The organism is Muricoccus nepalensis, assembly GCF_006438825.1.
In the GTDB taxonomy this organism is placed as follows: Bacteria; Pseudomonadota; Alphaproteobacteria; order Acetobacterales; family Acetobacteraceae; genus Roseomonas; species Roseomonas nepalensis.
Map to the genome: position 1 here is coordinate 1 of NZ_RCZP01000034.1, position 14,033 is coordinate 14,033.

The 14,033-nt window shown below is 71.7% G+C and carries 17 protein-coding genes; 6 read left to right on the top strand and 11 right to left on the bottom strand.

The genetic code is table 11. The features are described from left to right. Together EAH89_RS23255 and EAH89_RS23260 are read right to left on the bottom strand one after the other, a co-directional pair. Positions 1-232 (bottom strand): transposase (locus EAH89_RS23255; RefSeq protein ID WP_140886106.1); only part of this gene is annotated, 232 nt, incomplete at its 3' end. Between the two features lie 49 nt (positions 233-281). Beyond that, positions 282-596 carry a nucleotidyltransferase domain-containing protein gene (locus EAH89_RS23260; protein WP_140886107.1) on the bottom strand — a complete coding sequence of 105 codons (315 nt, stop codon included), beginning with the start codon at positions 594-596 and terminating at the stop codon, positions 282-284. Positions 597-1,087: 491 nt separating this feature from the next. Here EAH89_RS23260 and phnC point away from each other — a divergent pair, with 491 nt between their 5' ends. The 4 genes from phnC (at position 1,088) to phnE (EAH89_RS23280) (ending at position 4,661) form a co-directional block, all read left to right on the top strand. After that, the gene (gene phnC, locus EAH89_RS23265; RefSeq protein WP_140886108.1) at positions 1,088-1,894 is read left to right on the top strand and encodes a phosphonate ABC transporter ATP-binding protein; all 807 of its coding nucleotides are present in this window, start codon (positions 1,088-1,090) and stop codon (positions 1,892-1,894) included. 37 nt (positions 1,895-1,931) lie between these two features. Next, positions 1,932-2,849 (top strand): phosphonate ABC transporter substrate-binding protein, encoded by a 918-nt coding sequence (phnD, locus tag EAH89_RS23270; protein WP_140886109.1) that lies wholly within the window; start codon positions 1,932-1,934, stop codon positions 2,847-2,849. A 109-nt stretch (positions 2,850-2,958) separates the two neighbouring features. Further along, positions 2,959-3,801, top strand: coding sequence for a phosphonate ABC transporter, permease protein PhnE (phnE, locus tag EAH89_RS23275; RefSeq protein ID WP_277753885.1), 843 nt, complete (start codon positions 2,959-2,961; stop codon positions 3,799-3,801). Further along, positions 3,798-4,661 (top strand): phosphonate ABC transporter, permease protein PhnE, encoded by an 864-nt coding sequence (gene phnE / locus EAH89_RS23280; RefSeq protein WP_140886111.1) that lies wholly within the window; start codon positions 3,798-3,800, stop codon positions 4,659-4,661. The genes phnE (EAH89_RS23275) and phnE (EAH89_RS23280) overlap by 4 nt, the downstream gene beginning before the upstream one ends. 9 nt (positions 4,662-4,670) lie before the next feature. Here phnE (EAH89_RS23280) and phnN read toward each other — a convergent pair whose 3' ends face one another. The 9 genes from phnN to phnF are packed head-to-tail and all read right to left on the bottom strand — an operon-like array spanning position 4,671 to position 11,620. Next, positions 4,671-5,219: a phosphonate metabolism protein/1,5-bisphosphokinase (PRPP-forming) PhnN gene (gene phnN / locus EAH89_RS23285; protein ID WP_140886112.1), complete on the bottom strand. Its 549-nt coding sequence runs from the start codon at positions 5,217-5,219 to the stop codon at positions 4,671-4,673. Further along, positions 5,216-5,917, bottom strand: coding sequence for a phosphonate C-P lyase system protein PhnL (gene phnL, locus EAH89_RS23290; RefSeq protein WP_140886113.1), 702 nt, complete (start codon positions 5,915-5,917; stop codon positions 5,216-5,218). Before phnL ends, phnN begins: the two co-directional genes overlap by 4 nt. Then, positions 5,914-6,690, bottom strand: coding sequence for a phosphonate C-P lyase system protein PhnK (phnK, locus tag EAH89_RS23295; RefSeq protein ID WP_140886114.1), 777 nt, complete (start codon positions 6,688-6,690; stop codon positions 5,914-5,916). The genes phnL and phnK overlap by 4 nt, the downstream gene beginning before the upstream one ends. Then, the gene (locus EAH89_RS23300) at positions 6,687-7,532 is read right to left on the bottom strand and encodes an alpha-D-ribose 1-methylphosphonate 5-phosphate C-P-lyase PhnJ (protein WP_140886115.1); all 846 of its coding nucleotides are present in this window, start codon (positions 7,530-7,532) and stop codon (positions 6,687-6,689) included. Before EAH89_RS23300 ends, phnK begins: the two co-directional genes overlap by 4 nt. Continuing rightward, on the bottom strand, positions 7,529-8,647 hold the full coding sequence (locus tag EAH89_RS23305) for a carbon-phosphorus lyase complex subunit PhnI (RefSeq protein WP_140886116.1): 1,119 nt from the start codon (positions 8,645-8,647) through the stop codon (positions 7,529-7,531). The genes EAH89_RS23300 and EAH89_RS23305 overlap by 4 nt, the downstream gene beginning before the upstream one ends. 4 nt (positions 8,648-8,651) lie before the next feature. Then, complete coding sequence (gene phnH, locus EAH89_RS23310; RefSeq protein WP_140886117.1) at positions 8,652-9,227, bottom strand: phosphonate C-P lyase system protein PhnH; 576 nt, start codon at positions 9,225-9,227, stop codon at positions 8,652-8,654. Beyond that, on the bottom strand, positions 9,224-9,694 hold the full coding sequence (phnG, locus tag EAH89_RS23315; protein WP_241667170.1) for a phosphonate C-P lyase system protein PhnG: 471 nt from the start codon (positions 9,692-9,694) through the stop codon (positions 9,224-9,226). The genes phnH and phnG overlap by 4 nt, the downstream gene beginning before the upstream one ends. Next, a complete protein-coding gene (locus EAH89_RS23320) occupies positions 9,691-10,857 on the bottom strand; it encodes an alpha-D-ribose 1-methylphosphonate 5-triphosphate diphosphatase (protein ID WP_140886118.1) in 1,167 nt (388 codons plus the stop codon). Before EAH89_RS23320 ends, phnG begins: the two co-directional genes overlap by 4 nt. After that, the gene (gene phnF / locus EAH89_RS23325) at positions 10,844-11,620 is read right to left on the bottom strand and encodes a phosphonate metabolism transcriptional regulator PhnF (protein WP_206667656.1); all 777 of its coding nucleotides are present in this window, start codon (positions 11,618-11,620) and stop codon (positions 10,844-10,846) included. The genes EAH89_RS23320 and phnF overlap by 14 nt, the downstream gene beginning before the upstream one ends. 256 nt (positions 11,621-11,876) lie before the next feature. Here phnF and EAH89_RS23330 point away from each other — a divergent pair, with 256 nt between their 5' ends. After that, positions 11,877-12,551, top strand: a complete 675-nt coding sequence (locus EAH89_RS23330) for an LbetaH domain-containing protein (RefSeq protein WP_241667171.1) — start codon at positions 11,877-11,879, stop codon at positions 12,549-12,551. A gap of 23 nt (positions 12,552-12,574) precedes the next feature. Next, positions 12,575-14,020, top strand: coding sequence for an alkaline phosphatase family protein (locus EAH89_RS23335; protein WP_140886120.1), 1,446 nt, complete (start codon positions 12,575-12,577; stop codon positions 14,018-14,020). Positions 14,021-14,033: the final 13 nt, after the last annotated feature.

A 14,033-nucleotide genomic window follows, 5' to 3' on the forward strand; every position in this document is an offset into this window, starting at 1 on the left:
GGTCCGACACCGCTTTCCGCAGCCGCGCGTTCTCCCGCTCCAACTCCCTCAGCCGCCTGACCTGGTCCAGCTTCAGACCCCCGAACTCGGCACGCCAGCGGTAGTAGGTCTGGTCTGTTACCCCGATCGCCCGCACCGCCTCCGACACCGGCTTGCCCTGCGCTGTCAGCACCTCAACCTGCCGCAGCTTGGCAACGATCTCTTCCGGCGTGTGCGTCCTCTTCCGACCCATCCTAGCCTCCTCAAAACAGCCGCCAGTTCACATAACCGGCGGACTGCTTCTACGGGGGCACGTCAACCTCGGGCGAGCCAAGGCGACCCACGGTGCGGATATGCGCGCGAAGGCCAAGCCGGATGCCAAGTTCTTTCGTCCATTCGTCGCGAAGGCCCTTCTGGCTGGTGAAGCGAGCAGAACCGGAGAGGTCCACTGCCTCCCCACCCAACATCGGCAGCCAAGCCGTCGCGATCACCAAATCGACGTCGCTGCTGGGACGGTATGTGCCAACTGCTCGGCTACCCGTAAGCCAGACGGCGCGGATCGCTGGCCAAGTTGCTGCCCAGGCTGAAACGGCTTTTTGAAGCTGTGTGAGATCCATCTTAGATGCGTCCCTAAAACAGGATCAACGCCTAGGACAAGTCTGGGCGCCCGCCAGTAGGTCCACACCCGCTTCCACTTTCGGGTGCCAGACCGCCTATGCGGCGACGATGCTCCGGAGGAGGCCGAGGTCCACAGGGGCGGGCTCAGGTAGTCAGATCGGTTGGGTGCGATGGAATGCCGCCCACCGGCTCAGCCATGCGACACCTCGACGAGCAAGACACAGAGGCGAGAACGGGTGAATCGAGAGGGGCAGGGCATCACCGAGAGGTGCAGCGCCAAACGAAACGCATCAAGAACTAGACTGCACTTAGCAGCTGCCGTGACCTCCCGGCGCCCTTGTGGCAGCCGCTCAGGTGGCCACGCGGAGGTTAAGCTGCCTTGAGATTGGTTGTCGTGCTTTCATCAAACAGGCTTGCTCACAGACTGCGTCACTATTCCTTCATCGTCCCATCATCAAGCCATCCGCGAAGGCCCTCTAAGCCGCGCCCCATGTTGATCATCGAGGGACTGACCCGCCGCTTCGGCGACCGGGTCGCTGTGGACGACGTCTGCCTGGAGGTGCCGCGCGGCGCCTTCGTCGGCATCATCGGCCGTTCCGGCGCGGGCAAGTCCACCCTGCTCCGCCTCGTCAACCGCCTGGCCGAGCCCAGCGCCGGCCGCATCCTCTGGGACGGCGCCGAGGTGACGGGTCTGCGCGGCCGGGCGCTGCGGGACTGGCGCGCGCGCTGCGCGATGGTGTTCCAGGGCTTCAACCTCTCCGGCCGGCTGGACGTGCTCACCAACGTCCTCGTCGGCCGCCTCAACAAGGTGCCCGCGCACCGCTCGCTGCTGTGCCTCTGGTCCGACGCCGACCGCGCCGTCGCCCTCGCCGCTCTCGAGCGCTTCGACATCGCCGAGCTCGCGGCGCAGCGGGCCGAGCATCTCTCGGGCGGCCAGCAGCAGCGCGTGGCCATCGCCCGCGCCCTGGTGCAGGAGCCGGAGATCATCCTCGCCGACGAGCCGATCGCCTCGCTCGACCCGCGCAACACGCGGGTGGTCATGGAGGCCCTGGCGCGGATCAACCGCGACTACGGCATCACCGTCCTCTGCAATCTGCACTCGCTCGACATCGCCCGCAGCTACTGCGACCGCCTCGTCGGCCTCTCCGCCGGCCGGCTCGTCTTCGACGGGGCGCCGGACGCGCTCGACGCCGACGCGGCGCGCCGGCTCTACGGACTGGAGGCCGCGGATGTGATGGACGCGGCGCGACCAGGTTTGGCTTCGCCCGCCCCCTCCCCGTTCCTGGCCCACACCTGACGGGCCCCACGCGCCCACCGACACGAGAGAGGTTTTCATGATCATACATCGACGCGCCCTTCTAGGCGCCACGGCCGGCCTGCTGGCCGCACCCTCCGTCCTTCGTGCCCAGGGGAACGCTGCTTGGGCAGCGCGCTACCAGGAGCTGGTCTTCGCGATCATTCCCTCTGAGAACGCTTCGGGCGTGACGGAGCGCTACGGCCCCTTCATCGACTACCTGTCGCGCCGTCTCGGCACGAAGGTGACGCTGCGCATCGCCAACGACTACGCGGCCGTGATCGAGGGCCAGCGGTCGGGCAACGTGCACATCGCCTCTTACGGCCCCTCCTCCTTCGCGCGCGCGCTGATGACGGGCGCGCAGATCACCGCCTTCGCGATCGAGACGAACCTTGACGGAACGAAGGGCTACTACTCCGTCTTCTATGTGAAGAAGGACAGCCCCTACCAGCGCGTCGAGGACCTCCGGGGCAAAAACCTAGGCCTCGTGGACCCCAACTCCACCTCCGGCAACAACGTGCCGCGCTTTGCGCTGAACAAGATGAACATCAAGCCAGAGGACTTCTTCGGCCGCGTCGTCTACACCGGCAGCCACGAGAACGCGGTGATCGCGCTTAACCAGGGCACCGTCGAGATGTGCGCGAATTGGTGGAACGACGAGCAGGAGAGCAATCTCCTGCGCATGGCGCGCAAGGGCATGGTGAAGGCGGAGGACTTCCGCATCATCTTCAAGTCCGAGCAGATCGTGAACTCGCCCATGGCCTATCTCAACGCCCTTCCGGACGATCTGAAAACCGCCATCCGTAGCGCCGTGCTCGAGCTTGCAACGACCGACAAGCGGGCCTTCGAGGCGATCTACGAGGGCAAGCAGGGCCCCCTCGTGGCCGTCGACAATGCCGCCTACGACCCGATCATCGAGCTGAACCGCTTCGTCGACAACCTGCGCCGCCGCGGCTGACCGCCCTGGCCGCCCCGGCATCCCACCGGGGCGGCCATCTCGTCCTGAAAGAGCCGGTCCCCTGGCAACGACCCTCCCTCTCCTTCCCGACGCGCGCCTGGCCGAGCTGCTGGACGGCTACCGCGCCGCCGGTCGCGCGCCGCGGCGCCGCGCGCTGGCTCTCGCCGTCACGATCGCCGTGCTCGCCCTGCTGGCCGGCCACGTGGCCGAGGTCGACCTCTCCCGGCTCGGGCGGCATCTCGGCGATTTCTTCGGGTATTTCGACCGTCTCACGGCGCTGGAAGCCGGCGGCGGGCGGGTCTGGACCGATCCGGCGGAGTGGTTCTGGGGCTGGCGGAAATGGGGCCTGCTGCTCGCCGACACCCTGCTCATTGCCTATGCCGGCACGGCACTCGGCGCCCTCGGCGGCTTCCTTCTCTCCTTCGTCGCGGCCGCGAACCTCGTGGCCAATCCCTGGACGCGCGGCATGGCACGGCGCTTCCTCGAGTTCTGCCGCACGGTGCCGGACATCGTATTCGCCCTCATCTTCGTCATCGCCTTCGGTCTCGGCCCGGTGCCGGGCGTACTGGCGATCGCGATCCACAGTATCGGCGCGCTCGGCAAGCTCTTCTCCGAGGTGATCGAGAACATCGATTCGAAGCCCGTTGAAGGCGCTGCCGCCGCCGGCGCGTCCTGGGTGGCCATGCTCCGCTTCGCGGTGCTCCCACAGGTGCTGCCGAACTTCGCGAGCTACGCGCTGCTCCGCTTCGAGGTGAATGTCCGGCAGGCTTCCGTGCTCGGCTTCGTCGGGGCAGGCGGGATCGGGCAGGATCTAATCGAGGCCATCCGCAAGTTCTACTACAACGACGTCGCCGCCATCCTCGTGCTGATCATCGTCACGGTCATGCTGATCGATCTCGGCACGGAGCGGCTGCGCCACCGCCTGATCGGCGCGATGGAGCGCAGCCCATGAGCCCGGCCCGGGTCCTCACCCTCCACGAGGCGGCGCTCGCCGACCGCGCTGGCCTCATAGCCCGCCATCCCGCGGTCTTCCGCCGCGTCACGGCCGCGCGCCTCGGGACCTCGCTCACCGCCGCCGCGGCTCTCGGGCTTCTCGCCTTCGGCCTGTGGCGGCTGGAGTTCTCGCCCGGGCGCATCGCGGGCGGCTTGGCCCAGTTGCTGCACTTCCTCGGGATGATGCTGCCGCCCGACCCTGGCAGCGCCTCGCGCGCCTTCCTGATCCTGCGCGGCCTAGCCGAAACCCTCGCGATCGCCCTTCTCGGCACGCTGCTCGCCGCCGCCGTCGCGCTCCCGCTCGGCTTCCTTGCGGCGCGGAACACCTCGGCCGGGCGGCTGGTGCACTTCCTCTCCCGCCGCGCGCTCGACAGCATCCGCGGGGTGGACGCGCTGATCTGGGCCCTAATCTGGGTGAGCGTCGTCGGCCTCGGCCCCTTCGCCGGCGTGCTGGCCATCATGACCAGCGACATCGGCACCTTCGGCAAGCTCTTCTCCGAGGCGATCGAGGCCACCGACCGCCGGGCCGTGGAAGGTGTCACGTCCGCCGGCGGCGGCAGGCTCGCGAGGATCCGCTTCGGCGTGTTGCCGGCCGTCCTGCCGGTCATGGCGGGCCAGGTGCTCTACATGTTCGAGAGCAACACGCGCTCCTCCACGATCATCGGCATCGTCGGAGCCGGCGGCATCGGGCTGATGCTGTCGGAGATGATCCGCACGCTCGAATGGGGCGTCGTCTCCTTCATTGTGCTGCTGGTGCTCGTGGCCGTCGCGGTGATCGACACGATCTCCGGTCGGCTGCGCGCGGGCCTGGCCGGCTAGGCCGGGCCGTCAGCCGGGGCGGCCGCGCAACGCCCGCACCACCTGTTCCGCGCCTGCCGCGACGCTGCCGTCGTTCACCACCGTCTTGACGGGAAGCCCGGCCGGCAGGGGCGCCCGGCGGGAAAGCCGGCGGGCGACGTCCGCCGCGCTCTCCCGCCCCCTCGCGGCAAGCCGCGCTGCCAGGATGGCGGGCGGAGCGGTGATCTCCAGCACCCGCAGCGGGTGGCGTGCGGCCGCCTCCGGCAAAACCCGCCGGGAGAGGTTCGCGACGGCGACCCGCCCCGACGCGAGCGCCGCCTCCAGAGCGGCGCGGGGGAGGCCGTAGAGCAGCCCGTGGGCCTCCCACCAGAGGGCGAAGCCACCCGCGTCGCGCTCGGCCAGGAAGGCCTCGCGCGAGAGCGGACGATGATCCTCCCCGCCGGCCTCCGCCGGGCGGGTGACGGTGCGCTGGAGGAAGGTGACACGGTCGTCCCGCGCCAGGGCGGCGCGGGCGGCCTCCATCAAGGTGTCCTTGCCCGCGCCGGAGGGCCCGACGACGGCCACGAGCACGCCGCTCACGCGGCATCCCTCAGCGGCGCCACCTCCAGGACGCGGTCGGCCACGCGATCGCGCACCTCCCGGTCGTGGAAGATGCCAACGAGGGCCGCGCCGCGGGCCTTGGCCTCGCCGATCAGGGCGATCACCACCTCGCGGTTTGCCGCGTCGAGGCTCGCCGTCGGCTCGTCGAGCAGCATCAGCGGGAACGCCGCGACGAACCCCCGCGCGAGGTTCACGCGCTGCTGCTCCCCGCCCGAGAAGGTGGCGGGCGGAAGCGCGTGCAGGCGCCTTGGCAGGCTCAGCCGATGCAGAAGGGCCTTGGCTCGGGCTAGCGCCTCCTCCCGCGGCACGCCGCGCGCGGCGAGCGGCTCGGCCACAATCTCCACCGCGGGAACGCGGGGAATGACCCGCAGGAACTGCGAGACATGGCCGATTGTGTCCCGCCGCAGCGCGATCACCTCGCGGGGCGAGGCGATCGCCAGGTCAGCCACGCTCCCGTCGGGGCGCCGCACGAGGATGCACCCCGCATCCGCGCCGTAGTTCCCCTGCAGCAGCCGCATCAGGGTGGACTTGCCGGCGCCGGAGGGGCCGGAGAGTGCCACGCACTCGCCGGGCCCCACCTCGATCGCCACGTCGCGCAGCACGGGGATGCCGACGCCGTCCTGCAGGTGCAGGGTGAAGTCCTTGGCCAGCCCCTCGGCCTTCAGCGTCCAGCTCATGCCGCGAGCACCGAGGAGACGAGAAGCTGGGTGTAGGGGTGGCGCGGGTCGTCCAGCACGCGGTCGGTTAGCCCTTCCTCCACCACTCGGCCATGCCGCATGACGATGAGCCGATGCGCCAGCAGCCGCGCCGCGGCGATGTCGTGCGTGACCAGGATCACTGCGATGCCGAGATCGGCTACCAGCGCGCGGATCATGTCGAGCAGCCGGGCCTGGACCGAGACGTCGAGCCCGCCCGTCGGCTCGTCCATGAAGACAAGGCGCGGACGGGTGACGAGGGTGCGCGCGATCTGCAGCCGCTGCCGCATGCCACCCGAGAACAGCCGGGGCGCGTCGTCGATCCGCGCGGCTGGGATCTCCACCCGCTCCAGCCAGCGCGCGGCCTCTGCGCGGATGTCGCCGTAATGGCGCGCGCCGCTCGCCATCAGCCGCTCCCCCACGTTGCCGCCCGCCGAGACCGCCATGCGGAGGCCGTCTCGCGCGTCCTGGTGGACGAAGCCCCATTCGGTACGCGCCAAGCGGCGCCGTGCGGGCTCCCCCATGCCGTGGACGTCCTGGGCCGCACCCGAGGGGTCGCGGTAGAGCACTGTCCCCGCGTCGGGCCGGACGTCCCCCGCCAGCAGCCGCAGCAGGGTGGACTTGCCCGAGCCGGACTCGCCGACGATGGCGAGGACCTCGCCCGGCCAGAGCTCGAGCGAGACGCCGCCGACCGCCCGCACGGCTCCGAAGGCGAGCGACAGGTCGCTGGCCGAGAGAATGGGCCCGTCGCTCATTCCGCCGCCTCGCGCATCGCCTGCCGCTCCCCGCAGAAATCCGTGTCCGAGCAGACGAAGAGCCGCCCGCCCCTGTCGTCCGTCACCACCTCGTCGAGATAGCTGTCTCCCGCCCCGCAGAGGCTGCAACGTCCTCTGGCCCGCAGCGGCACGAAGGGATGGTCCTCGAAGTCGAGGCTTCGCACCTCGGTGTAGGGCGGCACGGCGTAGAGCCGCCGCTCCCGCCCGGCACCGAAGAGCTGAAGGGCGGGGGAGCGGTGCATCTTCGGGTTGTCGAAGGAGGGGATAGGCGAGGGCGACATCAGGTAGCGCCCGTTCACCATGACCGGGTGGTCGTAGGAGGAGCCGACGCGGCCGTGCCGCGCGATGTCCTCGTAGAGCTTCACCTGCATAAGCCCGTAATCGGCTAGCGCGTGCAGGCGCCGCGTCTCGGACCGCCGCGGCTCCAGGCGAAAGAGCGGCTCGGGCTGCGGCACCTGATAGACCAGAACCTGCCCCTCCCGCAGCGGCGTCTCCGGGATGCGGTGGCGCGTCTGGATCACCGTCGCTTCGGCGGTCCGCTCGGTGGTGGCGAGCCCCGGCGCCACGCGGGCAAAGAAGCGGCGGATGGAGACGGCGTTGGTGGTGTCGTCGGCGCCCTGGTCGATGACTTTCAGTGTGTCCTCCGCGCCGATCACGCTCGCGGTCACCTGGATGCCGCCGGTGCCCCAGCCATAGGGCAGCGGCATTTCGCGCGAGCCGAAGGGCACTTGGTGCCCGGGCACCGCCACCGCCTTCAGCAGGGCACGACGGATCATCCGCTTCGTCGCCTCGTCGAGATAGGCGAAGTTGTAGCCGCTCATCCCTCAGGCCCCTCCATCTCGGGCTGCGTCGCGGCGCGGCGCGAGCGCTCCGCCTCCACCGCCGCCCGCATGGCGCGCACGGCCTCGAGCTCGCTCTGGAAATCGACGTAGTGGGGCAGCTTCAAGTGCTCGAGGAAGCCCGTCGCCTCGACGTTGTCCGAGTGCGAGAGGACGAACTCCTCGTCCTGCGCGGGCGCCTCCGCCGTCTCGCCCAGCTCCGCGCCGCGCAGCGCCCGGTCCATCAGCGCCATGGCCATGGCCCGGCGCTCCGTCCGGCCGAAGACGAGGCCGTAGCCCCGGGTGAACTGCGGGGGTTCCGTGCGCGAGCCGTGGAACTGGTTCACCATCTGGCACTCGGTGACCATGAGGTCGCCGATCTCGATCTCAAAGCCGAGCTCCGGCGGCGTGAGGGACACGGCGACCTCGCCCTGGCGCAGCTCGCCCACGAAGGGATGGTTGTTGCCGTAGCCGCGCTGGGTGGAATAGGCCATGGAGAGGAGGAAGCCCTCGTCGCCGCGTGCCAGGTTCTGCAGCCGCAGCGCCCTTCCGGCGGGGAAGGCGACCGGCGTGCGGGTGAGGTCGCCGGGCTCGGCGTCGGAGGCGTCCTCGGCGGCCATCAGCCCCTCAGCCGCCAGCAGTCCTGTGACCCGCGGCGGGGCCGCGTCCTCGCCCGGATCGGCTTCGGCCGTCGCCGGCGGCGCCAAGCCCTCGGCCGCGAGGGCGAAATCGAGCAGGCGGTGGGTGTAGTCGAAGGTCGGCCCCAGCACCTGCCCGCCCGGCAGGTCCTTGTAGGCGGCGGAGACACGCCGCCGCACGGTCATCGCGCCCGTGTCCAGCGGGGTGGAGGCACCCAAGCGCGGCAGCGTGGTGCGGTAGGCGCGGAGGAGGAAGATCGCCTCGATGAGGTCGCCGCGCGCCTGCTTGATCGCCAGCGCGGCGAGGCCAGGGTCGTAGAGGGAGCCCTCCGCCATCACGCGGTCCACGGCGAGGGTGAGCTGCTCCCGGATGGCATCGGTGCCGATCTCCGGCACGCGCGCGTCGCCGCGCCGCTCCTCCGCGAGCCAGGCATGGGCGTTGGCGATGGCGGCCTCGCCGCCCTTCACCGCGACGTACATCGGCTCAGCCCTCCCGGATGGTGACGCTGCGCGGCAGGGCGGCGATGCGATCGCCCGCGCAGAGGACGACGTCCACGCCAAGCGGGAAGCGCGCGCGGCTCGCCGCCCAGGCGTCGACGAAGCCATCGGGCGCGCCCGCCACCCGCAACCGGTGCTCGCGCTCGATCCCGGGGCCGGCCAAGTGCCACCCGTGACCCTCCTCCAGCGTGGCGACCTGCAGGATGAGGGTCGCGGCGCGCTGCGGCTCCTCGTCTGTGCCCGGGTCCAGCACCGCGAGTGCGGGCGGCGCGCCGGTGGCCAGGACGAAGGCGGCGTCGCCGGGCGCCGCCACCAGGGGGCAGCCCGCGTGGAACACCGCCCATTCCGCCGCCGTCACGCCGGCGTCGAGCCAGAGCGGCGTCTCGGCATCCACCAGCGCCAGCAGCACGGCGCCGGCGGCGGGCGAGAGCGGCGCGGGCGGGGCCGGAGAGCGGGGCAGGCGCTGAACGCGACCGGGCCTCGCCACGGCCTCCAGCACGGCGCGGAAGGCTGATTGCGCGTCCGCCACCGGATCGGCAAAGCCGGGCAGAAGGCCGCTCACCGGGTCGTCTCCATGGCCAGGAAGCGCACGCGGGTGGCGGCGGCCTTTCGCGCGGTCGCGGCGCGCGCCTCCGCCTGCTCGGCCGCCAGCGGCTCGACCACCGCGGCTAGCAGCGCGGCGCGGCGGGGGGGGTGCTGCAGGGCCGCGTCCAGGGCGGCGGCCAGCTCGGCTCCGCGGTGGTCGCGGCCGGCGAGATAGGCGTGGCCAACGGTGCCGTCCCCCAGCCGCACCGCGCAGCGGGTCACCGTCATCTCGCCGAGGTTGAAGGGCGCGCCGTCCCCGCCCGCGCGGCCGCGCACCATGACGAGGCCCGTCTCCGGTCCCCGCAGGCGCGTGTGCGGCGGCAGCGGCGGGGCATCTGCCAGCCGCGCCGCGATTCCCGCGGCACCGGCACGGGCGATTACGCCCATCCAGCGGCGACGTTCGTCGTCCGCGGGGCGACGCTCCTGCTCCACGTCCACGCTCATGCGGCCTCCGCCACCGCCTCGGCCGTGCCCGTCCATCCGTCGGAATGGATCATCCGCCCGTCACGCCAAACGGCACGCACGCGCGGCGGCGGGGCGCCGGGGGCCTCGGAGACGTCCAGCAGCACGAGGTCCGCGCGACGGCCGGGCGCGATGACGCCGCGATCCCCGAGCCCCGCGGCGCGCGCCGGGTTCGCGGTCAGCAGGGCGATGGCGGCGTGCAGCGGCAGCCGTCCCTCCCGCACCCAGCCCAAGGCGGCGGGCAGCATCGCGCCCTGGTGGTAGTCGGCCGCCAGCGCGTCCAGGAGCCCGGCCTCCAGCACGGTCGCCGCCGTGATGTTGCCGGTCATGGAGCGGCCGCGCAGCGCGTTCGGCGCGCCCATCAGCGTCGCCATCCCGGCCTCGCGCGCGGCGCGCGCCGCCTCCAGCGTGACGGGGAACTCCGAGATGGTGGCGCCGAGGTCGCGCATCAGCCTGACCTTGGCCGGCGTGTCGTCGTCGTGAGAGGAGATCGGCAGGCCCTGGGCGCGGGCCAGCTCTGTGACAGCGCGCGCCACGTCCCAGGCTGCGGGCGCCGCCATGCGGGCACGGGCGCGGGCCTCCGCTTCCTCGGGCGCGTGGCCGTGCGCCCGGGCGGAGTAGGCGACATACTGCTCCACGTCGCGGTACTGCCCCTGGCCGGGCGTGTGGTCGGTCAGCGAGACCATGTCCACCATCCGGCGGGACAGGAGGTCGCGCAGCACCGGTTCGGCGCGGTCGTTGGTGATCTCGAAGCGCGCATGGACGCGGAGATCGGTGCGGGCCTGCCCGCGCATCCCCGCGATCGCCTCCACGACCGCGCGGGCCATCTCCTCGCTCCGCAACCCGCGCTTGCCCTCGGCGAAGGAGACCCCGGCGAAGGCCGTGGTGACGCCCGAGGCGGCCAGTCGCGAGTCGAGGTTGCTGACTGCGACCTCGAGCGGGAAGCCGCAATCGGGGCGCGGCTCCACCTCCTTCTCGATCATGTCGCCGTGCAGGTCGACTAGGCCGGGGATGAGTGTCAGCACCGGCCGCTTGCCGAAGCTCGGCACCTCGATCACCTCGACGATGCATCCGTCCTCAACGCGTACCGCGCCGCGGGGCAGCACGCGGTCGGGCAGGACAATCCGGAGGTCAGCGATCCACATCGGTCATCTCCTGGTGCGCGCGGCCCTTGCTTTCGGGCGGGCGCTCGTTGTCGACCAGGAGCTGCACGCGCTCCCCGGCCCAGACGGTTTCGGAACAGGTGATCGGGACGCCCGACAGGTCGGCGTCCACCTTTCGGACAACCAGCACCGGGTGCGTCGCGGGCTGGTCGAGCCACGAGGCCTCGTCGGCCGTGGGCAGCCGCGTCACGATGGTGCTTCGCAGCCGGAGGTAGTCGTCCACCCCATGGGCGGCGAGCACCTCGCTGGCGCCGCCCCCGGCCTGGCAGGCCTCCAGCAGCCCGGGGAAGCGACGCGCTGGGTACCAGGCGTTCGAGAGGTTGATCGGGACGGCATCCGCGAAGCCGAGGCGGAGGATGTTGTAGGCGCGTGCCCCCGGCGGCAGGTCCAGCACCTCCGCCACCTCGGGCGGCGCGACCAGCTCGGCCCCGCGCAGGAACCGCGCGGAGGGCTCGCGCCCCTGGTCGAGGAGGTTGCGCGAGAAGCGCGTGCGCTCGGACAGCCGGTAGCCGAGCAACTCCGTCCGGCGGACGTAAGTCCCGCTTCCCTGAAGGGTTTGAACAAGGCCCCGCGTCTGTAGGGCGGCCAAGGCACGGCGCACGCTGTGCCGGCCCACGGCGAACCGCGCCATCAGCGCGGGTTCCGGCGGCAGTTGCTCGCCCGGGCTCAGGCGTCCATTACGGATCTCTGCCGTCAGGCAGGTCTCCACCGTGCGCCAGTCGGCAGGAAGGGAGGTCTTCGTCATCGTTTCCGGAGCGCTCCTTACCACTCGTTCGAACGACTTCATGGTGACGGCTGGATGAAAAATCGGCGTCGCTTTCCACGACCGGCGGCGAGCGATTAGGTGCTCCTCGCCGGCGTCGCCAAATCTTCACCGAACCGACGCCTGCCTGTTCCGGACGGATGGGCAGAGCAGCCGCGGCATACGATGGCTCGGCGATCCATCCGGGAGGGTGGTCGCCTCGCCAGCCGTGCCCGGCACGAGCAAGAGGACGTTGACGATGATCGAGGAAGCGCAGCCACCCGCGGCCACGATGCCCCCGGATCCCGACACGGCCGGCAAGTCCCTCAACGAGCAGCCCTCGATCCACCCCACGGCCCAGGTCCGGGACACCCACTTTGGCCGCTTCTGCGAGGTGGGCGCGGGCACCCGCGTCGCCGAGAGCGTCTTCGGCGACTACAGCTACGTCGCGCGCGACAGCGACATCATCTACACGGAAATGGGCCGCTTCTGCTCCGTCGCGGCGGGGGTGCGGATCAACCCGGGCAACCACCCGCTCGAGCGCGTGGCCCTGAACCACTTCACCTACCGCTCCTCCGCCTACGGCCTGGGGGAGGACGACGCGGCCTTCTTCGACTGGCGCCGCTCCCACCGGGTGACGATGGGGCATGACGTCTGGATCGGGCACGGGGCGGTGGTCCTGCCTGGCGTGACCATCGGCACCGGCGCCGCGATCGGCGCGGGCGCGGTGGTATCGAAGGACGTGCCGGACTTCGCCATCGTCGTCGGCGTTCCCGGCCGCGTGCTGCGCCACCGCTTCCCGCCCGAGATCGTTGCGGCCCTCCAGCGCATCGGCTGGTGGAACTGGCCGCACGCGCGATTGGGCGAGGCGATGCGGGACTTCCGCCACCTGAGCGCCGAGGCCTTCTGCGCGAAGCACGACCCCGGCGCCTGACGCGCCCCCACCGGAGCCACACCTTGCCATCCATCACCGCCAGCCGCGTCCTCATCGTGCTCTTCGACGGGCTCCGCCCGGACATGGCGACGCCGGAGCGCATGCCCGCTCTTGCCGCTTTCCTGAACGGTGCGCGGCGCTTCACGGAATCCTCCTCGGTCTTTCCCTCCCTCACCCGCGTCTGCGCGACGACCATCGGCACGGGGCAGCCGCCGGCCGTCACGGGGATCGTCAACAACGCCTTCCCGGATCCGGCGGCGCGGGAGGGACGCTTCCTGGACACCTCCTCCGCCGGGGACATGCGCCGCGGCACCGCCCTGCACGGGCCGGGCTTCGTCGCGACGCCCCGCTTCGCGGATGCGCTGGCCGCCGCCGGCCGCCGCTTCGCCCTCGTCCACAGCGGCTCGGCCGGCGGCGCCTACCTGCTTGACCCGCGCGCGAAGGCGAACGGCTCCTTCGTCCTCAGCCTCTCCGGGCGGGACGCCACCGAGACGCCCGAGGCCTGGGACAAGGTCGTGGCCCGCCTCGGCCCGCCGCCCGCGGCACCGCCCGACCGGATCCCGCTCGTGGAATATGCCAGTCGCGCCATGGCCGAGGTGGTGCTGCCCGAGCTGCAACCGGACGTCGCGCTGCTCTGGCTGACCGAGCCGGACTGGTCCTTCCACTACCGCGGCATGGACGCGCCCGAGACCCGCGAGGCCATGCTGGCCGCGGACCGGGCCTTCGCCCTGGTGCTGGAAGCGGCCTCGCGCCTGCCCGTGGAGGAGCGGATGGCCGTAATCGCCATGTCCGACCACGGGCATGTCGGCACCACCGGGCGCTTCGACCTCGTGACCGAACTCGCCCTCCTCGACGTCGAGGCGTCCCTGGACCGGCCGGGCGCGGATGTCTCGGTGGCCGCGGGCACCATGTGCTGGCTCTGGCCGCGCGCGCCCGATGCGGCGCGGCTTAGCCGGCTGGCGGCCGCGCTGCAGGAACGGCCCTGGTGTGGGGCGTTGCTGGCCGCCGGCGGCGACGGGGTGGAGGGCCCCTTCCCCGGAACCTTCGACCTCGCCCTGGTGAATGCCGACCACGCGCGCGCCGCCCCGCTGCTGCTCCAGATGCGCGGCGGGCCCGAGGACGATCCCTATGGCCTTCCCGGCCGCAGCCCCATTGTTGGCAAGGACTTCCCGCCCGGCGGCGGCATGCATGGCGGGCTGCACCGGCGGGAGATGGCGAACCTCATGGCCCTCTCCGCGCCCGGCCTGCCGTCCGGCGACGACGCCTCCCCGGTCGGGCTGGTGGACGTGGCCCCGACGCTGCTGTCCCTCCTGGACGTGGCCCCCGTGGCGCCGCTGCCGGGCCGGCCGCTCTGGGCTCCAGCACGGGAGGCGCGGGTGCTGACGACTGGCCGGGGCGAGTACCGGCAATACCTGGCCGTCGCCGGCGAGGGGCGCGGCAGCATCGTGCGCGACGGGGGGCGCCTCTAGCGGCCGGCGCGGG

Bases quoted from the DNA above. Each gene is read 5' to 3' on its own strand.
- EAH89_RS23260 (WP_140886107.1), bottom strand. From the start codon at position 596: ATGGATCTCACACAGCTTCAAAAAGCCGTTTCAGCCTGGGCAGCAACT.
- phnC (WP_140886108.1), top strand. From the start codon at position 1,088: ATGTTGATCATCGAGGGACTGACCCGCCGCTTCGGCGACCGGGTCGCT.
- phnD (WP_140886109.1), top strand. From the start codon at position 1,932: ATGATCATACATCGACGCGCCCTTCTAGGCGCCACGGCCGGCCTGCTG.
- phnE (WP_140886111.1), top strand. From the start codon at position 3,798: ATGAGCCCGGCCCGGGTCCTCACCCTCCACGAGGCGGCGCTCGCCGAC.
- phnL (WP_140886113.1), bottom strand. From the start codon at position 5,917: ATGAGCTGGACGCTGAAGGCCGAGGGGCTGGCCAAGGACTTCACCCTG.
- phnK (WP_140886114.1), bottom strand. From the start codon at position 6,690: ATGAGCGACGGGCCCATTCTCTCGGCCAGCGACCTGTCGCTCGCCTTC.
- EAH89_RS23300 (WP_140886115.1), bottom strand. From the start codon at position 7,532: ATGAGCGGCTACAACTTCGCCTATCTCGACGAGGCGACGAAGCGGATG.
- EAH89_RS23305 (WP_140886116.1), bottom strand. From the start codon at position 8,647: ATGTACGTCGCGGTGAAGGGCGGCGAGGCCGCCATCGCCAACGCCCAT.
- phnG (WP_241667170.1), bottom strand. From the start codon at position 9,694: ATGAGCGTGGACGTGGAGCAGGAGCGTCGCCCCGCGGACGACGAACGT.
- EAH89_RS23320 (WP_140886118.1), bottom strand. From the start codon at position 10,857: ATGTGGATCGCTGACCTCCGGATTGTCCTGCCCGACCGCGTGCTGCCC.
- phnF (WP_206667656.1), bottom strand. From the start codon at position 11,620: ATGACGAAGACCTCCCTTCCTGCCGACTGGCGCACGGTGGAGACCTGC.
- EAH89_RS23330 (WP_241667171.1), top strand. From the start codon at position 11,877: ATGATCGAGGAAGCGCAGCCACCCGCGGCCACGATGCCCCCGGATCCC.